The organism is Desulfovibrio sp. SGI.102 (genome assembly GCF_050314315.1).
GTDB lineage: Bacteria > Desulfobacterota > Desulfovibrionia > Desulfovibrionales > Desulfovibrionaceae > Desulfovibrio.
Genome location: NZ_JBNPNC010000009.1, coordinates 1 through 19723 on the forward strand (window position 1 = coordinate 1; position 19723 = coordinate 19723).

Genomic DNA, 19723 nt, shown 5'->3' on the forward strand with positions numbered 1-19723 from the left:
CCGTCGTCTGGACGCCGGGCGGGATGTTTCTTATACAGGAAAGGCCCCGTGCGGGCTTTTTTCCTGTTTTTGCCATGACATGCCGCCGGAGCACGCCGGGGCATCCACTCTTTCCAAGGAAGACGCCATTGAAATGCAAGATCTGCAAGGCGACGGCCGTGGTGGCCCTGCGCAGCCACAACGCCGCCTTCTGCCCCGACTGTTACCTCAAGTTCTTTGCCCGTCAGGTGGAAAAGGGCATCGAAGGCCAAAAGCTCTTCACCCGTGACGAACGCATCCTGGTGGCCCTTTCGGGCGGCAAGGATTCGCTGGCCCTGATGCTGGAGCTTTCCCGGCAGGGCTATGACGTCACCGGCCTGCACATCGACCTGGGCATCCCGGAATCCTCGCCCGTGGCCCGCGGCGTGGTGGAGCGCTTTTGCGCCAAGCACGGCCTGAAGCTCATGGTCAAGGAACTGGCTGCCGAGGGCCTGGCCATCCCGCTGGTCAAGGAACGCCTCAACCGTCCCGTCTGCTCGGCCTGCGGCAAGATCAAACGGCATTTCTTCAACAAGGTGGCCCTGGACGAAGGTTTCGACGCCCTGGCCACGGGCCACAACCTGGATGACGAGGTGGCGCGCCTGTTCAGCAACACCCTGCGCTGGGACACGGCCTATCTTTCGGACCAGGGCCCGCGCCTGGACGGCGAGGACGGCTTTGCCCGCAAGGTCAAGCCCCTGTGGCGCCTGACGGAGTTCGAGACCGCCAACTACGCCTTCCTCATGGGCATCGAGCACCACTATGCCCCCTGCCCCTACAGCCCCGGCGCCAGCTTCAGCACGCTCAAGGCCCTGTTGCAGCGTCTGGAAGCGGCCATGCCCGGCCGCAAACTGGACTTCTATCAGGGCTTCCTGGCCCGCGCCCGGCCGGTGTTCGCCCGGCGCGAGGCCGAAGAGGGCGTGGAACTGGCGCCCTGCACCAGCTGCGGCTATCCCACCTCGTCCGGCGACATGTGCGGCGTGTGCCGCATCCGTGAAGCCCTCAAGGACAGCAAATAGCCTTGGCTGCTCCAGAAAGATCATGGCGGGGAGGGGCGGCGCCCCTCCCTGTCTTTGCCTTCTTCCCTGCCCGGAGACCGCTGCGCTCGCACAGGGCCGGGGATTTGTCCGGAGCACCGGCAGCCTTTCCCCGGCTGTCCTTGTGCCGGAGCCCTCATGCCCGGCCCTGTTTGACGGCAGGCTGTACGGCGGCCGGAGCCATGATCGTCAGGGAGGCCCGTCATGGGCGTCGCTGAATATGTCCGGGCCCTGCTGGCCTCGGACAAGCTGGGGCCGCAGATACGGCATCACCGTTGCGAGCCCGCGCGGGCGGCCGTCTATGCGGAAAGCCGCCTGCCCTGGCCCGCGGCCATCCGGCGCACGCTGGAGGAGCGCGGTCTGAGCGGCCTTTACAGCCATCAGGCCTTGGCCACGGACCACATCCGCGCCGGGCATTCCGTGGTGGTGGCCACGCCCACGGCCAGCGGTAAGAGCCTCATCTACAATTTGCCGGTGCTGGAGCGCCATCTGCGCGACAGCGAGGCCCGCGCCCTCTATCTTTTCCCGCTCAAGGCCCTGGCCCAGGACCAGCTGGCCGGGCTGCAGCGCCTGGTCTCCGGCTGGCCCGAGGAGGCCCGGCCCACGGCCGCCCTCTATGACGGCGACACCAGCGACCATTTCCGGCGCAAGATCCGCCGCGACCCGCCCACGGTGCTCATCAGCAATCCCGAGATGCTGCACCTGGCCCTGCTGCCGCACCATGAGCAGTGGGCCCCCTTCTTGGCCGGGCTGTCCCATATCGTGGTGGACGAGGCCCATACCTACCGCGGCGTGTTCGGCGCGCACATGGCGGGCGTGTTCCGCCGTCTCAACCGGCTGGCCGCCCATTACGGCGCCATGCCGTCCTATGTTTTTTGCACGGCCACGGTGGGCAATCCCGGCGAGCTGGCCGCGTCGCTCTCCGGCCTCGACCTGCTGCCCGGCCGCCAGCCGCCCGTGGTGGTGGACCAGTCCGGCGCGCCGCAGGGCGCACGGCATTACGTCTTCCTCGATCCCGATCAGAGCCCGGCCACGGCGGCCATCGATCTGTTGCGGGCCGCGCTGGCACGCAAGCTGCGCACCATCGTCTACTGCCGCTCCCGCCGCATGACCGAGCTGGTCAGCCTGTGGGCCGGGAGCCTTTCCGGGCCGTGGGCGGGCCGCATCTCCGCCTATCGTGCGGGATTCCTGCCCGAGGAACGCCGCCAGATCGAGGCCCGCATGGCCTCGGGCGAGCTGCTGGCCGTGGTCAGCACCAGCGCCCTGGAGCTGGGCATCGACATCGGCGGGCTGGATGTCTGCATTTTGGTGGGCTATCCGGGCACCATCATGTCCACCCTGCAGCGGGGCGGGCGCGTGGGCCGGGCGCAGCAGGAGTCGGCCGTGGTGCTGGTGGCGGGCGAGGACGCGCTGGACCAGTATTTCATGAGCCATCCCGAAGACTTTTTCAGCCGTCCGGCGGAAAAGGCCGTGGTCAACCCCTGGAACGAGGTCATCCTGGCCCGGCATCTGGAGTGCGCGGCCGCCGAGCTGCCCCTGTCCGCCCGCGATCCCTGGCTGGCCCCGGCCCCGGCGCAGGAGGCCCTGCGCGATCTGGCGGCCCAGGGGCGCCTGCTGCTCTCCGCCGACGGCAGCCAGTGGCTGGCCGCCCGCAAGCGGCCGCAGCGGCTGGTGGACTTGCGCGGGACGGGCCGGAGCTTCGTCATCGAGGACAGCGAGGGCACGGTCATCGGTTCCGTGGACGGCTTCCGGGCCTGGCGCGAGACCCATGTGGGCGCGGTCTACCTGCACCGGGGCCGCAGCTATGTCATCGAGGAGATGGACCCGGCAGCGGGCCGGGTGCGGGCCCGTCAGGCCAAAGTGGACTGGTTCACGCGGGTGCGCGGCCACAAGAGCACGGACATCCTTGAAGAGCTGGAGCGCCGTCCCCTGGGGCGCGGCGTGGTCTGCCGGGGGCGGCTGCGCATCATCGACACCATCACCGGTTACGAGAAGCGCAGTACGCGCGACAACCGCCTGCTGACCATCGTGCCGCTGGAAGCGCCGCCGCAGATCTTTGAGACCGAGGGCCTGTGGTACGTCATCCCCGAGAGCTGCCGCCAGCGTCTGGAAGAGGATTTCGTGCACTTCATGGGCTCCATCCATGCCTGCGAGCATACGGCCATCGGCATGCTGCCCCTGCTGGTCATGGCCGACCGCAACGATTTCGGCGGCATCTCCATCCCGCTCCATCCCCAGACCGGCCTGGCCTGCGTCTTCATCTATGACGGCCTGCCCGGCGGCGCGGGCCTGACGCGTCAGGCCTTCGGCCATGCCCGCGAGCTGCTGGAGGTCTGTGCGGCGGTCATCGAGGTCTGCCCCTGCGAGGACGGCTGTCCTTCCTGCGTGCATTCGCCCAAGTGCGGCTCTGGCAACCGGCCCATCAGCAAGGCCGGGGCCCTGCGCCTGATCCGCGATCTGCTGGCGCCTGGTGCGGATGCCGAGGGCGAGGCCCTGTGCGCCGACCTGCGCATCAGCCCGCCGCTGGAACTGCTGCCGCCCCGGCCTGTGGACGAGCCCGCGGCCCCGGTGCCGCCGCCCGTGCCGGACATGGCGGCCATCATGGCGGCCTGGGCCGGACAGGCCCCCGCCACGGCCCCGGCGGGAGCTGCGGGACAGGCCGGGCCGGGGGCCCGGACAAGCGTCGCTGGAGCCGGAGGAGCCGGGACGGGGGCTTCGGAAGGCGTTCCTTCGCAGGAGGAGCGTATCGAGGGCCGCGGAGGAGAGGTCTTTGTGGCCGGTACGAGCCCGCAGACCAGCGCATCCGCCGCAGCCGGAAAGCCTTCCGGCAAACAGGTGGCCCTTCCGCCCCAGTCATCCCCGGTGGCAGGACGGAAGACCGGCGGGGCCACGGCGGCAACAGCCACCCTGTCGATTATGCAAAAGCCGGGGCTCATGGCTCCCGCCGTAGCTGTCGGTGATGCGGGCAACGTCCGTGTCCGTCCCGAGCCCGGTGTGGGCGCGGTGGGCAGGCCGCCGGAACATTATCTGGTCTTCGACGTGGAGACCCGGCGCAGCGCCGCCGAGGTGGGCGGCTGGAACAGGGCCGATCGCATGGGCGTGAGCATCGCCGTGGCCTATGACAGCCGGGCCGACGATTTCTTCACCTATACGCAGGAGGCCCTGCCGGAGCTCTTTGCCCGCATGCGGGCCGCGCAGCTGGTGGTGGGCTTCAACTCCTTCCGCTTCGACTACGCGGTGCTCTCGGCCTTCGCGCCCTTCGAGCTGCGGGCCCTGCCGGGCCTTGACCTCTTGCGCCGGGTGCAGGACAGTCTCAAGTACCGCGTGTCCCTGGACAATCTGGGGCAGGCGACCCTGGACGAGCCCAAGAGCGCCGACGGCCTGCAGGCCCTGCGCTGGTGGCAGGAAGGGCGGCTGGACGACATCGCCGCCTACTGCCGCAAGGACGTGGACCTGACGCGGCGGCTCTACCTTTTCGGGCTGGAACACGGCTGGTTGCTTTTCACCAACAAGGCCGGGCAGCGTGTGCGCGTGCCCGTGGATTTCAGGCAGTGACGATGGAGACGGCGGAAAAGATCATCCAATGGCGGCGGGAGCTGCACCGGCACCCGGAAGAAGGCTGGACGGAATTCTGGACCACGGGCTTCGTGGCCCGGCAGCTGGCGGACATGGGTCTTGCCCCGCGTGTGGGGCAGGAGGTCATCGACCCTGCCGCACGCATGGGCCTGCCCGCGCCCGAGGTCGAAGCCCGGGCCCGGCAGCGGGCGCTGGCGGAAGGGCTGGAGCCGTACTGGCTGGAGCGCATGGGCCGGACCACGGGCCTGGTGGCCGATGTGGGCCCGGCGGACGCGCCGCTGGCGCTGGTGCTGCGCTGCGACATGGACGCCCTGCCGCTTATGGAAGCGCAGGAGGCTTCCCACCGGCCCGTGCGCGAGGGCTTCGTCTCCCGGCATGAAGGCCTGTGCCATGCCTGTGCCCATGACGGCCATATGGCTCTGGGCCTGGGGCTGGCGGCCCTGCTGACGGCTCCGGGCGCGGCCCCCCTGCGGCGGCGTGTGCGTCTGCTGTTCCAGCCTGCCGAGGAAGGCGTGCGCGGTGCGGCGTCCATGGTCTCCCATGTGGCGGGGGCGCGGCATTTCCTGGCCGTGCATATCGGTCTGGGGGCCCCGCACAGCGGTGATCTGGTCACCGGCGTGGGCGCTTTTCTGGCTACCAGCAAACTCGATGTCCGCTTCACGGGCCGGGCGGCCCATGCGGGCGCTGCCCCCGAACAGGGGCGGGATGCCCTCAAGGGCGCGGCGTCGGCCCTGCTGGGCCTGCACGCCCTGCCGCGTCATGGCCACGGCACCAGCCGCATCTGCGTGGGACGCCTGGAAGGCGGCAGCAGCCGCAATACCGTGCCTGCCTCGGCCTTCATGGCCTGCGAGACGCGCGGCAACAACAGCGAGGTCAACGACGACATGCTGCGGCGTGCCCGGGACGTCATCGCGGGCGCGGCCGCCATGCACGGGCTGGAATGGCGGCTCGACGTGGTGGGCGGTGCGCCTTCGGCGGCAAGCGATGCGGCCTTCGCGGAGCTGCTGGCCCGCTGTGCCCGGGAACTGCCGCCCGATGCCCGGGGCGGGGGCTGCTTCCCGCTGCCCCGGATCCGTGAGCAGGGCGGTATGGGCGCCAGCGATGACGCCACGACCCTGATGCGGGCCGTGCAGGCAGAGGGCGGGTTGGCGGCCTATGCCTTCCTGGGGGCCGATCTGGCGGCCGGGCACCATCAGCCGGGCTTCGATTTCGACGAAGCCGTGCTCTGGCCCGGTGTGCGCTGGCTGGAAAAGGTCTGCCGGGAGCTGGCCGGCTAGGACGTGGCCGTCCATACGGAAGGGCCGCCTCTGGCGGGCTTGCGGGAAAAGCGACCGTTCGGAAGATGCCGTCGCGGCGACGGGAAAAGGCCCCGCAGGCCTGCGGGATCGGGGGATGCCGCCACGTAATGCGCAGCTGCCCTGATTTTTCTACATTTGGGAATATTTTTTATAATTACCTGTATGCGCAGGATAATTTTTTGATGGAGCCCCTGCCCTCATCGGCAGGGCCTGTGGAAAAATGCTGTTTTCCACATTCGGGTCGAAAAATAACAGCCCCTGCTGCTGTCTGTTCTGTCAATAGCTTGAGATAACAGGAAAAATCTTTACGGCATGCCTTCTGCATCATGTCCGGCATCCCGGACGCCGCCATCCGGCAAAGGCGTCGGGCAGAGCAGGAGATGCACGATGGAAAGACGAAGGTTCCTGTATTCGGCACTGGCCGCAGCCTCGCTGGCGGCCATCCCGGCCGCGCGGAGCAGCGCCGCCGCCACTACGACAGCACGCAGGGAAGGGAGCGCGCCCATGACACCTTCCCAGAGACAGAACCCCATGAGCTGCAACGGCATGGTCACGTCGCCGCACTATCTGGCCAGCCAGGCCGGGCTGGACATCCTGCGGCGCGGCGGCACGGCCATCGACGCGGCTGTGGCCACGGCCGCCACCCTGGCCGTGGTCTATCCGCAGATGTGCACGCTGGGCGGCGACAATTTCTGGCTCATCCATGATGCCCGTACGGGCAAGATGAAGGGCCTCAATGCCAGCGGCCGCGCCGGGGAAAAGGCCAGCATCGACTTTTACCGCAGCCGGGGGCTGAGCAAGGTGCCGGCGCGCGGCTATCTGGCCGCCAATACCGTACCGGGCGTGGTCTCGGGCTGGGACGAGGCCTGGAAGTACAGCCGGTCGGCCCTGGGCTCGCAGCTTTCCTTCGCCTCCCTGCTGGACACGGCGCGCGAGCTGGCGGAGCGGGGCTTCCCGGTCAGCACGTCACTGGCGTACTGGAGCGGGGTGGACACCGACCCCACGGATCAGGAATTCCGCGATCTGCAGCGCTATCCGGGCTTTGCGGCCGCCTATCTCAGGGAAGGCAAGCCCTACGGGCTGGGCGAGGTCATGCGCCTGCCCGAGCTGGCGGCCACGCTGGCCCTGCTGGCGGACAAGGGCGCGGGCGAATTCTACAAGGGCTCCATCGCCGCGGCCATAGCGGCGGATCTGGAAGAGAACGGCGGCCTGCTCACCGTGCGGGACTTTGCCCGGCATACGGCCGACTGGGTGGAGCCCATCTCCGTGCCGTACCGCGACTGCCGGGCCTGGAACCTGCCGCCCAACACCCAGGGCATGGCCTCGCTGGAGATCCTGAACATCCTCAACAACTTCGACCTGTCGCAGATACGGGAAGGCAGCGCGGACTATTACCATCTTATCATCGAGGCCACCAAGGAGGCCTTCCTCGACCGCGATACCTACCTTTCCGACCCGGCCTTCGTGGACATCCCGCTGGAGCGCCTGCTCTCGGCCGGGCACGGCAAGCGGCAGGCCGCCCGCATCCGCATGGGCAGGGCCGCCACCAGCCTTGCGCCGCTGGACCCCAAGGGCGACACCATCTGGCTGGGCGTGGTGGACGGGCAGGGCAATGCCGTTTCCCTGATCCAGAGCATCTACCATGACTTCGGCTCCGGCATCGTGCCCCGGGGCACGGGCGTGCTGCTCCAGAACCGGGGCAGCTTCTTCTCCCTCGACCCTGCGCACGTCAACCGCCTTGAGCCCGGCAAGCGCACCTTCCACACCCTGAACCCGGCCATGCTGACCAGGAACGGCAAGCCTTTCCTCGTCTACGGTACCATGGGCGGCGAGGGCCAGCCCCAGACGCAGGCCGCCATCGCCACCCGCGTGCTGGATTACGGCATGACCCCGCAGGAAGCCATCGACGCGCCCCGCTGGCTGTACGGCCGCACCTGGGGCAAGTCCAGCAACGACCTCAAGCTGGAGGGCCGCATCTCCGCTGACGTGGCCGACGAGCTGGCCCGGCGCGGGCACCCCGTGCGCCGGGTGGAGGACTATACCGATACCATGGGCCATGCGGGCGCCATCCGCATCGACCCGCAGACAGGCGTGCTCCAGGGCGGTACGGACCCGCGCGGCGACGGCCTGGCCTGCGGCTATTAGGCGGACGGCAGCTCCCTTTCCCGTGGAGCCGCTGCCGGTATGACGGCCGCGGCCGCCCGGGTTCCCGGACTGGACGCAGCACCCCCTCGGGAAGCGCTGTGAGGTAGAAAGGTCTCAACGAAACAAACATAAAAAGCCCCGGCAATGCCGGGGCTTTCGTCTTTTTTAGCCGGTCCCGTGGGAAAGGGGGCCCTTCCCCCGGCAGCCGTTACGCATCGGCCTATGGGCAGTCCGCAGTGATGGCGGTTCAATACAGTTTTTCCAGATCCTTCTCATCCATGCCGTAGGTATGTTCCGTTGCCGGGAAGGTCCCTGCGCGAACCTCGTCGGCATAGGTCTGGAAAGCCTGGCGCATGGCCGCGCCCAGCTCGGCATAATGTTTGACGAATTTGGGCGAGAGACCGTCTACCATGCCCAGCATGTCCTGCCAGACCAGCACCTGGCCGTCGCAGTCCGGGCCCGCGCCGATACCGATGGTGGGCACGCTGACGCTGCGGCTGACCAGCGCGGCCAGTGGTGCGGGCACGCATTCCAGCACGATGGCGAAGACCCCCGCCTGTTCCAGTGCCCGGGCATCGTCCAGCAGGGCCTGTGCGGCTTCACGGCCCCGGCCCTGGACCTTGTAGCCGCCCATGCTGTGCAGGGATTGCGGCGTGAGACCCAGATGCCCCATGACCGGGATGGACGCCTGCACGATGGCTTCCACCTGCGGGCAGAAATGGCGGCCGCCTTCCAGCTTCACGGCCTGGGCCCGGCCTTCCTGCACCAGGCGTCCGGCATTGGCGCAGGCCTGCTGCGGCGACAGGTGGTAGGACATGAAGGGCATGTCGCAGACCAGCAGGGGCTTGGTCAGGCCCCGGGACACGGCGGCGCTGTGATGGATCATCTGGTCCATGGTCACGCTCAGGGTATCGGGCTGCCCCAGCATGACCATGCCCAGTGAATCCCCCACCAGCACGGCATCCACATGATCGTCCATGAGCCGGGCGACGGTGGCGTCATAGGCCGTGAGCATGGCCAGTTTGCGTTGCCCCTTGGCCTGGCGGAAAGTGACGGCGGTCTGTTTCATGGCAGTGCTCCCTTGCTGCGGGCGGGGCATGACCGCCCGGGAAAAACGGGCCGTGGCCCGGGTAGGAAAAGAAAAGGCGGGGAAAGGACGCATGTCCTTCCCCCGCCCTGATATGGACAGGATGGCTAGAAGCCTTCTTCCAGCGGCGGCCAGACCAGCCAGGGGCCGTCAGGCGTCACGGTCTTGCGGTCGGCCGGGGCCAGGAAGACCTGGCGGCCTTCCACGCGCAGGCGGCCTTCGGCCAGCCATTGCAGGGCCTGCGGGTAGATGCGGTGCTCCAGCGGATGGATGCGGTTCATGAGGTCGTCCAGTTCCTCGCCGGCATTGGCAGGCACGGCGGCCTGGATGATGACCGGGCCGCTGTCCACCAGTTCTTCCACGAAGTGCACGGTGCAGCCCGTGATCTTCACGCCGTAGGCCTGGGCATCGGGACCGCCGTGGGCGCCCGGGAAGCTGGGCAGGATGGCGGGATGGATGTTGATGACCCGGCCGGGGAAGGCCTGGAGGAAGGTGCTGGTCAGCATGCGCATATAGCCCGCCAGCACCACATATTCCGCGCCGGACGCCTTGATGGCGGCCACCATCTCGCGGTCGAAGCTCTCGCGGTCGGCAAAGGCCTTGTGGTCGATGCAGACATGCGGGATGCCGGCCTTTTCGGCGCGTTCGAAGACCTTGGCGCCGGGACGGTTGCCCGCGATGAGGCGGATGTCGATGTCCAGCACGCCCTGGGCGGCCTTGTCGATCATGGACTGGGCGTTGGTGCCGCTGCCGGAAGCCAGGATGGCGATTTTCAGGGCCATGGTTTACCTCTGCGGGCTGTAGTGAGCTTTCAGGGCCTCCACCAGCGCGGGGATGGTGTAGGCCTCGGGCTGGATGTGGCAGGGCAGGCCGTTGTCGGCCAGGGTCTTGGCCGTGACCGGGCCGATGGCGGCCAACTTCACTTCAGGATGGGCGCGCAGCTCGTCCGCCGGGATCAGGGAGAGGAAGTTCTCCACCGTGGAGGAAGAGCCGAAGGTCACGCAGTCCAGGGTGCCGTTCTGCATGGCGGCCAGCACTTCGTCCTTGCGGGCGGCGGCGGGCACGGTCTCGTAGGCGGCGATGACGTCCACCTGCGCCCCGGCCTTGCGCAGCTCGTCGGGCAGCACTTCGCGGGCCTTGGCGGCGCGGGGCAGGAGCATCTTGACGCCGGCCACGGGGCCCATGGCCAGCAGGCCTTCCACCACGCCCTCGGCCACATAGCGGGCCGGGATGAAGTCGGGCTCGATGCCGCGTTCGCGCAGGGCGTCGGCCGTGGCGGGGCCGATGGCCGCCACCTTGCACTGGCCGATGGCGCGGCTGTCACGGCCGCAGGTGGCCAGGCGCTTCCAGAAGCGACGCACGCCGTTGACCGAGGTGAAGATGATCCAGCCGTATTCGGCCAGACGGGCCACAGCGGCGTCCAGCTCGCTGTAATCGGCCAGGGGGCTGATCTCGATGGTGGGGCACTGGATGACGTTGGCGCCCAGTTCGGTCAGGCTTTGGGCCAGGCCGCTGGCCTGTTCGCGGGCGCGGGTGACCACGATGCTGCGGCCGTACAGCGGGCGCTGTTCGAACCAGCCCAGCTGGTCGTGCAGGGAGCAGACCTTGCCCACCACGATGACCGAGGGATTGCTGAATTTGTTGTCCACGGCGGCCTGGGGCAGGGTGGAGATGGTGGCCACCAGGCTGCGCTGGTAGGGCGTGGTGCCGCGGTAGACCAGAGCGGCCGGAGTGTCGGGATCCATGCCCGCGTCCAGCAGGTGCCGGGCGATGTCGGGCAGGTTCTTCATGCCCATGACGAAGACCAGGGTGGAGGCGCTGGCGGCCAGGGCCTTCCAGTTGTGCACGGAACCGGGCTTGTCCGGGTTCTCGTGGCCGGTGATGATGGTCACCGACGAGGCGAAATTGCGGTGGGTCAGCGGGATGCCCGCATAGGCCGGGGCCGCGATGGTGCTGCTGATGCCGGGCACTTCCTCAAAAGGCACGCCGGCGGCCAGCAGTTCTTCGGCTTCTTCGCCGCCGCGGCCGAAGATGTAGGGGTCGCCGCCCTTGAGGCGGGCCACCACCTTGCCTTCCTTGGCCTTGCGCACCAGCAGGGCGTTGATCTCGTGCTGGGGCAGGGCATGGTTGCCCGCCACCTTGCCCACGTAGATGCGCTCCGCATCGGGGCGGGCATGGCCCAGCAGCGAGTCGTTGGCCAGTGCGTCATAGACCACCACGTCCGCGCAGGCCAGCGCGTCACGGCCCTTCAGGGTCAGCAGCCCGGCATCGCCGGGACCGGCTCCGATAAGATAGACCTTCATTTATACGCCTCCACGCGCCAGTTCCAGCAAGGTGCGGGCGCCGAAGCCCGTGGAGCCCACGGGGCAGAGCGCCGTCTTCTTGGTTGCCCAGTCCACGCCGGCGATGTCCAGATGCGCCCAGCGCACGCCCTCACGCACGAAATGCTTGAGGAAGAGCGCCGCGTGGATGGCCCCGCCTTCGCGCGGGCCCATGTGGCAGATGTCCGCCACCTCGCTCTTGAGGTTGTCTTCGTAGCCCTTCCACAGGGGCAGGGGCCAGTAATTCTCACCGCCCACGGCACCGGCGGCACGGATGTGCTCGGCCAGGGCGTCGTCATCGCAGAACAGGCCCGCCACCTGCGTGCCCAGGGCCACGGCGCAGGCGCCGGTCAGGGTGGCGATGTCCACCACGGCCGCGGGCGTCCACTGCTTCTGGGCGTAATCCAAGGCGTCGCACAGGGCCAGACGGCCTTCGGCGTCGGTGTTCTGGATCTCCACGGTATCGCCGGAAGCGGCGCGCACCACGTCGCCGGGGCGCATGGCATTGCCGCCGGGCATGTTCTCGGCGCAGGCCATGATGCCCACCACGCGGCGGGGCAGCTCGTCCCCGGCGCAGGCCACCAGCGTGGCCAGCACGGCGGCGGCCCCGCTCATGTCGCCCTTCATGGCGTGCATGTTGGCAGCGGGCTTGAGGCAGATGCCGCCGGTATCGAAGGTGATGCCCTTGCCCACCAGCACCAGGGGCTTTTCCTGCTCATGGCCTTCGGGAGCATGCTCCAGCACGATGAGGCGCGGCGGACGGGCAGAGCCCTGGCCCACGGCCAGCAGGCAGTTCATGCCGGCTTCGGCCAGATCCTTCTCGTCCAGCACGGTGCACTTGAGACCGGCATCGGCGGCCAGCTTCTGCGCTTCTTCGGCCAGCAGGGCGGGAGAGAGCAGGTTGGACGGCGTGTTGTCCAGACGGCGGGCCAGGCACACGGCCTCGGCCGCGCGTTCGCCGCGGCGGGCGGCCTGCTGGCCGCCGTCGGGCACGAAATCGCCCTCAAAGGCCACGGCCAGCCACTGGGGAGCCGCGGGGGCGTCCTTGGCGGGCTTTTTGAGATCGTATTTGTACAGGGCCAGGCAGGCGGCGTAGACGCTTTCTTCCACCAGGCGCTCACGGCCGCCGGGCAGGGTGGCCAGCTGGGGTTCCAGCAGCAGGATGGATTCCAGGCCCAGTTCGTGGGCACGCTGCACACCGGTGGCCACGGCCGTGCGGATGTCGTCCGTGGTCAGGTCTTCACGGGCGCCCAGGCCGATGGCCAGCACGCGCGGCACGCGCAGTTCGGGATGGCCGTGCAGCAGGGCCTGCTGGCCCTTCTTGCCCTGGAAGTCGCGCATGGCGGGCGCGATGGCCAGCCAGGGAGCCAGATTGTCCAGCGCGGGGCAGGCTTCCAGCATGTTCTCGCCCTGGCAGACAGGCACTATGAGAATCTCGGCCTTCCACTGGTCGGGGCCGAGGCATTGAAAACGGATGTCCATAGATTTCTCCGAAGCATCGAGATGAACGGGCGTCCCGCAGCGCGGGACGGCGACGGCGGGTTGCCATCGCGAGGAGCAGAATATACGCTGTGCCGTCGTTTTTGCCAAGCCGCGAGGCGCTTTGCCGTCCCGGGGCCCTTTCCTCTCCGGCCTGTGCCGTCATCCCTGCCCATCCGCGTCGCTTTCCGCCATGCTCGTCTACATCCACGTCCCGTTCTGCCGCTCCCGCTGCCGCTACTGCGCCTTCCACTCCCTGCCGCTGGGCCCTGCCTCGCCCGACAGTTCGCCCCGGGTGGCGGCCTACCGGGACAGCCTGCTGCGCGAGCTGGATCTTTGGGCCGCGCGTCTGGGCAGGCGGCCGGTGGAGAGCGTCTTTTTCGGCGGCGGTACGCCCAGCCTGCTGCCGCCCGATTTCCAGGCCGCCGTGCTGGAGCGCATCGACCGGCATTTCCATCTGGCGGCCGGGGCCGAGATCAGCATGGAGGCCAATCCCGAATCCCTGCTGGCCCGCCGGGCCGTGGACGCCTATCTGGCCGCGGGCATCAACCGCATCTCCATGGGCGTGCAGAGCATGGACGACAGTTTCCTTTCCCTGCTGGGGCGGCCGCACCGGCGCGCCGACGTGCTGCGGGCCGTGGAGCATCTGCGGGCCGCGGGCTGCCGCAATCTGGGGCTGGACCTCATGTGGGGCCTGCCGGGACAGGAGGCGGCCCACTGGCTGGCCACGCTGGAAGACGCCCTTGCCCTGGAGCCGGAGCATGTCTCGGCCTATGGCCTGACCCTGGAAGAAGGCACGCCGCTGGAACGCGACTGGAGCGCCGGGCGTCTTTCCCTGCCCGAAGATGACGAGCAGGAACGCATGTATCTGGAAGGCATCCGCCTGCTGGCCGCGCACGGCCTGGAACAGTACGAGATCTCCAACTACGCCCGCCCCGGCTTTTTCAGCCGCCATAATATGGGCTACTGGACGGGTGCCGACTATCTGGGCCTGGGCCCGGCGGCCACGTCCACCCTGGAGGGCCGCCGCTGGACCGATACGCCCGATCAGGCGCGCTGGCAGGCCGACATCGACGCCGGACGTCCCGACCATGATGCCGAGGCCATCACGCCGCGCATCCGGCTGGAGGAGCGGCTCATGCTTTCCCTGCGTACCTGCGCGGGCTTCGGGCTGGCGGAGTACAGGTCTCTCAGCGGCCGGGATTTCATGGCCGACCACGGCGGCTGGTGCCGCGAATTGGTCGCCGCCGGTCTGGCCCGTCTGGACGGGGACAGGCTGGCGCTCACGCCGCAGGGCCTGCTGGTCTCCAATGCCGTAGTGGCCGATCTGTTCGAGCGTCTGGACGAGCTGGGGATGTAAAGAGATCTGTTGGGCGGGCGAGGGGAGAGGGACACCCTTTTGGAAAAGGGTGCTCCCTCTCCCCTCGTGCTCCCCTCTCCCTTCCCAAAACCTTTGCTCCGGTCTCTGGACGATGCCGGGAGCGCCCCGGGCAGCCGTTGACGTTGGTCTCCCGAAAGGTTTGGCGGGTGGAGGCGGGGCGGGATGTTTCTAAAATAAGCTGCAGATAGCGTCGAAGGCAGACATCGTCCCGATAAAAACGGCCGGCATCCTTTGCAGGATGCCGGCCGTTTTTAGGTGTTGCAATGCTGTGGACCCGGGCGCCATCAGGATGGCGGGGGACACGTCCCTCCCGGCGAAAGTGCGCTGGAGAGAGGGAGTTTGAGGGGGCTCCCCTCAAACCATGCCTGCCGCCGCAGGGCCCTTGCCTAGAATTCCAGGCTGCCGGGAGTGCGGGGGAAGGGGATGACGTCGCGGATGTTGGTGATGCCGGTGAGCATCATCAGCAGGCGTTCGAAGCCCATGCCGAAACCGGCGTGGGGCACGCTGCCGAAGCGGCGCAGATCCAGATACCACCAGTAGTCCTCGGGCTTCTGGCCCATCTCGGCGATGCGGGCCAGCAGCTTGTCCAGGCGCTCTTCACGCTGGGAACCGCCGATGAGCTCGCCGATGCGGGGCACCAGCACGTCCATGGCCGCCACGGTCTCGCCGTCGTCATTGCCGCGCATGTAGAAGGCTTTGATCTCCTTGGGATAGTCATAGACGATGACGGGACGGCGGAAGTGTTCTTCGGCCAGGAAGCGCTCGTGCTCGGTCTGCAGGTCCACGCCGAAGGCCACGGGGAAGGTGAACTCCTTGCCGCTGTCTTCCAGGATGTGGATGGCTTCCCGGTAGGACACGCGGGCAAAGGGCTGGGCCAGCATGCCCTTCAGGCGGTCGATGAGGCCCTTGTCCACGAAGTTGTCGAAGAGTTTGAGGTCGCTCTCGCAGCGGGTCAGGGCATGGTCCACCACATGGCGGGTCAGGCCTTCGCCCAGCTCCATGATGTCTTCCAGTTCGGCAAAGGCCATCTCGGGCTCGATCATCCAGAACTCGGCGGCGTGGCGCGGGGTGTTGGAGTTCTCGGCGCGGAAGGTGGGGCCGAAGGTGTAGACGCGGCCCAGGCCCAGGGCCAGGGCTTCGGCTTCCAGCTGGCCGGACACGGTCAGGTTGGCCTGACGGCCGAAGAAGTCCTTGGAAAGATCCTTTTCACCGGCGGGCAGGGCGGTCACGCGGAACATCTCGCCCGCGCCCTCGCAGTCGGAACCGGTGAGGATGGGCGTATGCACCCAGGAAAAGTGCTGGCTGTGGAAGTAGTCATGCACGGCGCGCGCCGCTTCGGAGCGGATGCGGAAGGCCGCGCCGTACTTGTTGGTGCGCATGCGCAGGTGGGCGATGCCGCGCAGGAACTCGTCGGAGTGGCGCTTCTTCTGCAGAGGGAAGGATTCGGGATCGGCCAGGCCGAACACGCGGATGCTCTCGGCACGCACTTCCCACTTCTGTCCCTTGCCGGGGGAGGCCACCAGCTCGCCGGTGACGGCCACGGAAGCGCCGGTGTTGGCATCGCCCAGGCCTTCGTGGGCGGCGGTGCCCGCATCCACGATGCACTGCATGTTGGTCAGGCAGGAACCGTCGTTGATCTCCACGAAGCTGAAGTCCTTGGCATCGCGGCGGGTGCGGATCCAGCCGCAGACGGTGATCTGGCGCTGCGGGGCCTCGGAGGCCAGGGCATTGACGATAAGGGTGCGTTGCATGACGACTCCTTGTGTCGCAAAAAGGTAGAATGTGTATGGATAAGGCTCTTGCCGTATGTTCGGGACAGGGGGAGCGGTCCTGTGAGCGGAACGCACCCCAACACGTTACTATAACGGCAAAGACGGCGCCCTTCAAGGCCGGGAGCCGGGGCGGCGCCGGGGGATGGAGCTTGGTTTTTGGGCGGGAACGTGCTTAGATGGAGGGATGGGACTGCCCTCCATCCCCGGCAGTCATGAAACAAGGAGACTCGGACATGAAAAAGATCGCCACGCTGGCCCTGTGCGTCCTGATGCTGGCCCTGACGGCCCCCGTGATCCAGGCGGCCACCCCCCAGGCCGGAGCGCCCAAGGCCGACAAGCCCGCCAAAGTCGATGCCCGCAGCACGCCCGTCTGGGTGGAGCTGGAAGGGACGGACAGCATCGGTGCCCGCCTGGGCATGCGCCTCAAGGAAGCCTTCAACGGCAGCAACCTCTTCAGCCTCACGGACAAGGACATGCCCAAGATGCGCCTGCTGGTGAGCACGCAGTCCGAATTCCCCGGCCGTCCGGGCGTGGGCTCCGTGTACTCCATCTGCTGGACCTTCACCCAGGGCGAAGGCTACCTGGGCTATCTGCTGGCCCGCGAAGTGGGCACCCTGACCTATGAGGAAATCGACGCCCTGGTCAACCGGCTGGTGGAGCGCACCGACGGTCTCTCGGTCAAGTACAGCAACCTCTGGAAGTAGTTTTTTCTGGGAAAAGGTCGCTCTGCGCTGTTGAAAAAGCCGCTGTCCCCTTGGGGACGGCGGCTTTTTGCATGGCAGGACATTGTACGCGGGAAGATGTGTTGACGAGGGGAAAGGAGGCCCTTTGGGCTGGCGCGACAAAAGGGCCTCCTTCCCCCTCGTGCTCCCCCTTCCTCCCCAAAACGCGCTCATGGCGTCCCGTGCTCCGCACAGGACGCGGATATCCGTCATGACGGGCGGTCGGGGGAGCTGCAAACGGCCGTGCCGTCATGGGGCAGACCGGGACAGACGCAGGAAGCGGAGGGGAAAAAGGTCAGTTCCCCATGCGGGTGACGTGCAGGCGGGCGGCCAGGGCCTCCAGCACGCGGGCGGGCGTGACGTTGAAGCCCAGGGCCTCCTGCGCCTCGTTGAACCAGAAGCAGCACTGGACGCGCTTCTCGCGGGGCAGCAGGGCCAGGGCCGTGTCCAGGGGGCAGAGGGCGTCGTCATTGCCGGACATGACCCGGCTCATGGATTTCTGGCAGGCCAGCAGTATCTGCCCGGCCAGACGGGCGTCCAGGGCGTTGCGGGCGCCGGTGCGTTCGAACAGGCCGCGACCGCTGGTGATGAACAGGGCCAGGGCCTCTTCCCAGGGCTGGAGGGCCGGATCACGGGAGAGGCTGTCGGGCCAGGGCAGGGTCAGGCAGAGGGAGCGCGAGACCAGCGTGGGCAGGAGCTGTTCGCGCTGGGCGGCCAGCAGGACGAAGCAGGAGGAGAGCGAGGGTTCTTCCAGCGCCTTGAGCAGGGCATTGGCCGCATTGCTGCGGTTCTGTTCCACGCCCATGAGCAGCACCACGCGGCGGCCCTGACCGTGGGGAGCGTCGCGCAGCTTTTGCTTGAGCTCGCGGATGTTGTCCATGTTCAGGGCGCGGATGGGGCCGGGATGGGCCTCGTCGTCGGCGTTGCTGATGCGGCCGTCGTAGGCCAGCACGTCCAGATGTTCACCGGCATCGATCTGCATGCAGGTGGGGCAGATGAGGCAGGGCCCGCCCTCGCCGCCCGGCTGCTGGCAGTTGACGCAGGCGGCCCAGTAACGGGCCGCGGCCAGGCGCTGGGGCTCGGTGCCGCCTTCCAGCAGCAGGACCTGCGGCGGGTTGGCGGCCAGGCGGTGGAGCACCTCGCGGATGCGGTCGAAGTCCGGCGTGCTGATGTCCTGGAAAAGCGGCATGGCGTCCCTCGCGGTGCGGGAGCGTGATGGTCACGCACATGGCAGGGCTGCCCTGATGCGCCTCAGGCTCCACCAAAGATGGTTGGAAGGAAAAGGACCGGCCGGACAGGGTGGCATACGCCGCCGGCCGTCATGGTCCAAGCTCCCCCTGATAAAAGTTTTTGGAAAAGAGAGGGGGGAGCGCGAGGGGGGAGAGGGAGAACCTTTTTTCAAAAAGGTTTCCCTCTCCCCCCTCGCAGGATCTATCTCAAGCGCGAACGCTTAACGGACGATGGTCTGGGCGCGGTCGGCACCCACGGAGATGAAGGAGACGCGCACGCCGGTGAGTTCTTCGATGCGGGCGATGTAGGCGCGCACGTTGTCGGGCAGCTGCTCGACGCTGGTGCACTGGCTGATGTCGTCCTCGAAGCCGGGCATTTCTTCATAGATGGGCTTCACGCGGCCCAGGGCGCCTTCTTCCTGCGGGGGGTATTCCAGACGCTGGCCGTCCAGTTCGTAAGCCACGCAGATCTGCAGGGCGGGCAGGTTCTGGAGCACGTCCAGCTTGGTCAGGGCGATGTCGGTAAGGCCGCACAGGCGCACGGTCTCGCGCAGGATGACCACGTCCAGCCAGCCGCAGCGGCGCGGACGGCCGGTGGTGGCGCCGAACTCATGACCGTTGGTCTGGATGTAGCGGCCGGTGTCGTCTTCCAGCTCGGTGGGGAAGGGGCCGGAGCCCACGCGGGTGGTGTAGGCCTTGACGATGCCCACCACGCGTTCCAGGGCGGAGGGGCCCACACCGCTGCCGGCGGCGGCGGAGCTGGCCACGGTGCTGGAGGAGGTCACGAAGGGATAGGTGCCGTGGTCGATGTCCAGATGGATGCCCTGGGCGCCTTCGAACAGGATGTCCTGACCGGCGGCCTGGGCCTTCTGGATCTCGGAGGAGGCGTCCTTCAGATAGGGCGTGATGCGCGGGGCGATGGCCAGCAGCTCTTCGCAGACCTGGTTCTCGTCCAGGGTGTCGTACTTGTAGAGCTCGCGCAGCAGGACGTTCTTTTCCAGCAGGGCGTGATGCACTTTTTCGCGCACCAGCTGCGGGTTGGTGAGGTCACCGGCACGCAGGCCCACGCGGGAAGCCTTGTCCTCATAGCAGGGGCCGATGCCGCGGCCGGTGGTGCCGATCTTCTTGCCGGCACGCTTGGCTTCGCGGGCATTGTCCAGGCTCTTGTGGTAGGGCATGATCAGGTGGGTCTTTTTGCTGATGCCCAGACGGCTGGGGGACACGTCGATGCCCTTGGCCGCCAGTTCGTCCACTTCCTTGAGGAAGACGAAGGGGTCCAGCACCACACCGTTGCCGATCAGGCAGTTTTTGCCCTCGTGCAGGATGCCCGAGGGGATCAGGTGCAGGATGGTCTCCTTGCCCTGGACCTTGATGGTGTGGCCGGCGTTGTTGCCGCCCTGGAAACGCACGATCAGCCCGCTCTGCGCGCTGAGCATGTCCACAATCTTTCCCTTGCCCTCGTCGCCCCACTGGGCGCCGATAATGACCGTATTTGCCATATATCCACCTGCACTGCCCGCATGGCGCGGGCCAAGGCTGAAGTTTTGTCGTCCACACGCGAAAACCCCGTAGCCTGACGACTAAGGGGAACAACGTTGGCCGCAATGCCTTAGTTTTTTCTAGCCGCTAACAGCGGACAAGTCAAATGCCGGGGCCAC

General features: G+C 67.6%; 13 protein-coding genes. 6 read left to right on the forward strand and 7 right to left on the reverse strand.

Translation table 11 applies throughout. From position 1 onward, the window contains the following. Nucleotides 1–128 precede the first annotated feature (128 nt). The 4 genes from ACQRCJ_RS03580 (at nt 129) to ggt (ending at nt 8074) form a co-directional block, all read left to right on the forward strand. Nucleotides 129–1037 (forward strand): ATP-binding protein, encoded by a 909-nt coding sequence (locus ACQRCJ_RS03580; protein ID WP_168934765.1) that lies wholly within the window; start codon nt 129–131, stop codon nt 1035–1037. A 222-nt stretch (nt 1038–1259) separates the two neighbouring features. Then, nucleotides 1260–4610 carry a DEAD/DEAH box helicase gene (locus ACQRCJ_RS03585; RefSeq protein WP_427799364.1) on the forward strand — a complete coding sequence of 1117 codons (3351 nt, stop codon included), beginning with the start codon at nt 1260–1262 and terminating at the stop codon, nt 4608–4610. Nucleotides 4611–4612: 2 nt separating this feature from the next. Beyond that, nucleotides 4613–5908, forward strand: a complete 1296-nt coding sequence (locus ACQRCJ_RS03590; protein WP_427799374.1) for an amidohydrolase — start codon at nt 4613–4615, stop codon at nt 5906–5908. A gap of 408 nt (nt 5909–6316) precedes the next feature. Continuing rightward, complete coding sequence (ggt, locus tag ACQRCJ_RS03595; protein ID WP_303932016.1) at nt 6317–8074, forward strand: gamma-glutamyltransferase; 1758 nt, start codon at nt 6317–6319, stop codon at nt 8072–8074. A gap of 247 nt (nt 8075–8321) precedes the next feature. Here the strand turns inward: ggt and panB are convergent, their stop codons facing one another. The 4 genes from panB to ACQRCJ_RS03615 all read right to left on the reverse strand — a co-directional run bounded on the left by panB (nt 8322) and on the right by ACQRCJ_RS03615 (nt 12964). After that, on the reverse strand, nt 8322–9143 hold the full coding sequence (gene panB, locus ACQRCJ_RS03600; RefSeq protein ID WP_302260835.1) for a 3-methyl-2-oxobutanoate hydroxymethyltransferase: 822 nt from the start codon (nt 9141–9143) through the stop codon (nt 8322–8324). Between the two features lie 125 nt (nt 9144–9268). Then, nucleotides 9269–9943, reverse strand: coding sequence for a phosphoribosylglycinamide formyltransferase (gene purN / locus ACQRCJ_RS03605; protein WP_168934768.1), 675 nt, complete (start codon nt 9941–9943; stop codon nt 9269–9271). A 3-nt stretch (nt 9944–9946) separates the two neighbouring features. After that, the gene (gene cobA, locus ACQRCJ_RS03610) at nt 9947–11464 is read right to left on the reverse strand and encodes a uroporphyrinogen-III C-methyltransferase (RefSeq protein ID WP_427799365.1); all 1518 of its coding nucleotides are present in this window, start codon (nt 11462–11464) and stop codon (nt 9947–9949) included. Beyond that, complete coding sequence (locus ACQRCJ_RS03615) at nt 11465–12964, reverse strand: leucyl aminopeptidase (protein ID WP_040369722.1); 1500 nt, start codon at nt 12962–12964, stop codon at nt 11465–11467. It abuts the gene before it with no gap. Between the two features lie 190 nt (nt 12965–13154). Between ACQRCJ_RS03615 and hemW the strand changes: the two genes are divergently transcribed. Next, nucleotides 13155–14321 carry a radical SAM family heme chaperone HemW gene (hemW, locus tag ACQRCJ_RS03620; protein WP_304023629.1) on the forward strand — a complete coding sequence of 389 codons (1167 nt, stop codon included), beginning with the start codon at nt 13155–13157 and terminating at the stop codon, nt 14319–14321. Nucleotides 14322–14728: 407 nt separating this feature from the next. Here hemW and asnS read toward each other — a convergent pair whose 3' ends face one another. Then, a complete protein-coding gene (gene asnS, locus ACQRCJ_RS03625) occupies nt 14729–16093 on the reverse strand; it encodes an asparagine--tRNA ligase (RefSeq protein ID WP_204625669.1) in 1365 nt (454 codons plus the stop codon). A gap of 254 nt (nt 16094–16347) precedes the next feature. On the opposite strand from asnS, the gene ACQRCJ_RS03630 reads away from it, so the two are divergent. After that, nucleotides 16348–16818, forward strand: coding sequence for a hypothetical protein (locus tag ACQRCJ_RS03630; RefSeq protein WP_239465015.1), 471 nt, complete (start codon nt 16348–16350; stop codon nt 16816–16818). Nucleotides 16819–17131: 313 nt separating this feature from the next. On the opposite strand, the gene ACQRCJ_RS03635 is transcribed toward ACQRCJ_RS03630, so the two are convergent. Both ACQRCJ_RS03635 and ACQRCJ_RS03640 read right to left on the reverse strand, forming a co-directional pair. Then, nucleotides 17132–18025 carry a DNA polymerase III subunit delta' gene (locus ACQRCJ_RS03635; RefSeq protein WP_427799366.1) on the reverse strand — a complete coding sequence of 298 codons (894 nt, stop codon included), beginning with the start codon at nt 18023–18025 and terminating at the stop codon, nt 17132–17134. Between the two features lie 261 nt (nt 18026–18286). After that, nucleotides 18287–19564, reverse strand: a complete 1278-nt coding sequence (locus ACQRCJ_RS03640; protein WP_168934774.1) for an adenylosuccinate synthase — start codon at nt 19562–19564, stop codon at nt 18287–18289. Nucleotides 19565–19723 lie beyond the last annotated feature (159 nt).

Coding starts and splice junctions, on each gene's coding strand:
- ACQRCJ_RS03585 (WP_427799364.1), top strand. CDS start 1,260: ATGGGCGTCGCTGAATATGTCCGGGCCCTGCTGGCCTCGGACAAGCTG.
- ACQRCJ_RS03590 (WP_427799374.1), top strand. CDS start 4,613: ATGGAGACGGCGGAAAAGATCATCCAATGGCGGCGGGAGCTGCACCGG.
- ggt (WP_303932016.1), top strand. CDS start 6,317: ATGGAAAGACGAAGGTTCCTGTATTCGGCACTGGCCGCAGCCTCGCTG.
- panB (WP_302260835.1), bottom strand. CDS start 9,143: ATGAAACAGACCGCCGTCACTTTCCGCCAGGCCAAGGGGCAACGCAAA.
- purN (WP_168934768.1), bottom strand. CDS start 9,943: ATGGCCCTGAAAATCGCCATCCTGGCTTCCGGCAGCGGCACCAACGCC.
- cobA (WP_427799365.1), bottom strand. CDS start 11,464: ATGAAGGTCTATCTTATCGGAGCCGGTCCCGGCGATGCCGGGCTGCTG.
- ACQRCJ_RS03615 (WP_040369722.1), bottom strand. CDS start 12,964: ATGGACATCCGTTTTCAATGCCTCGGCCCCGACCAGTGGAAGGCCGAG.
- hemW (WP_304023629.1), top strand. CDS start 13,155: ATGCTCGTCTACATCCACGTCCCGTTCTGCCGCTCCCGCTGCCGCTAC.
- asnS (WP_204625669.1), bottom strand. CDS start 16,093: ATGCAACGCACCCTTATCGTCAATGCCCTGGCCTCCGAGGCCCCGCAG.
- ACQRCJ_RS03630 (WP_239465015.1), top strand. CDS start 16,348: ATGAAAAAGATCGCCACGCTGGCCCTGTGCGTCCTGATGCTGGCCCTG.
- ACQRCJ_RS03635 (WP_427799366.1), bottom strand. CDS start 18,025: ATGCCGCTTTTCCAGGACATCAGCACGCCGGACTTCGACCGCATCCGC.
- ACQRCJ_RS03640 (WP_168934774.1), bottom strand. CDS start 19,564: ATGGCAAATACGGTCATTATCGGCGCCCAGTGGGGCGACGAGGGCAAG.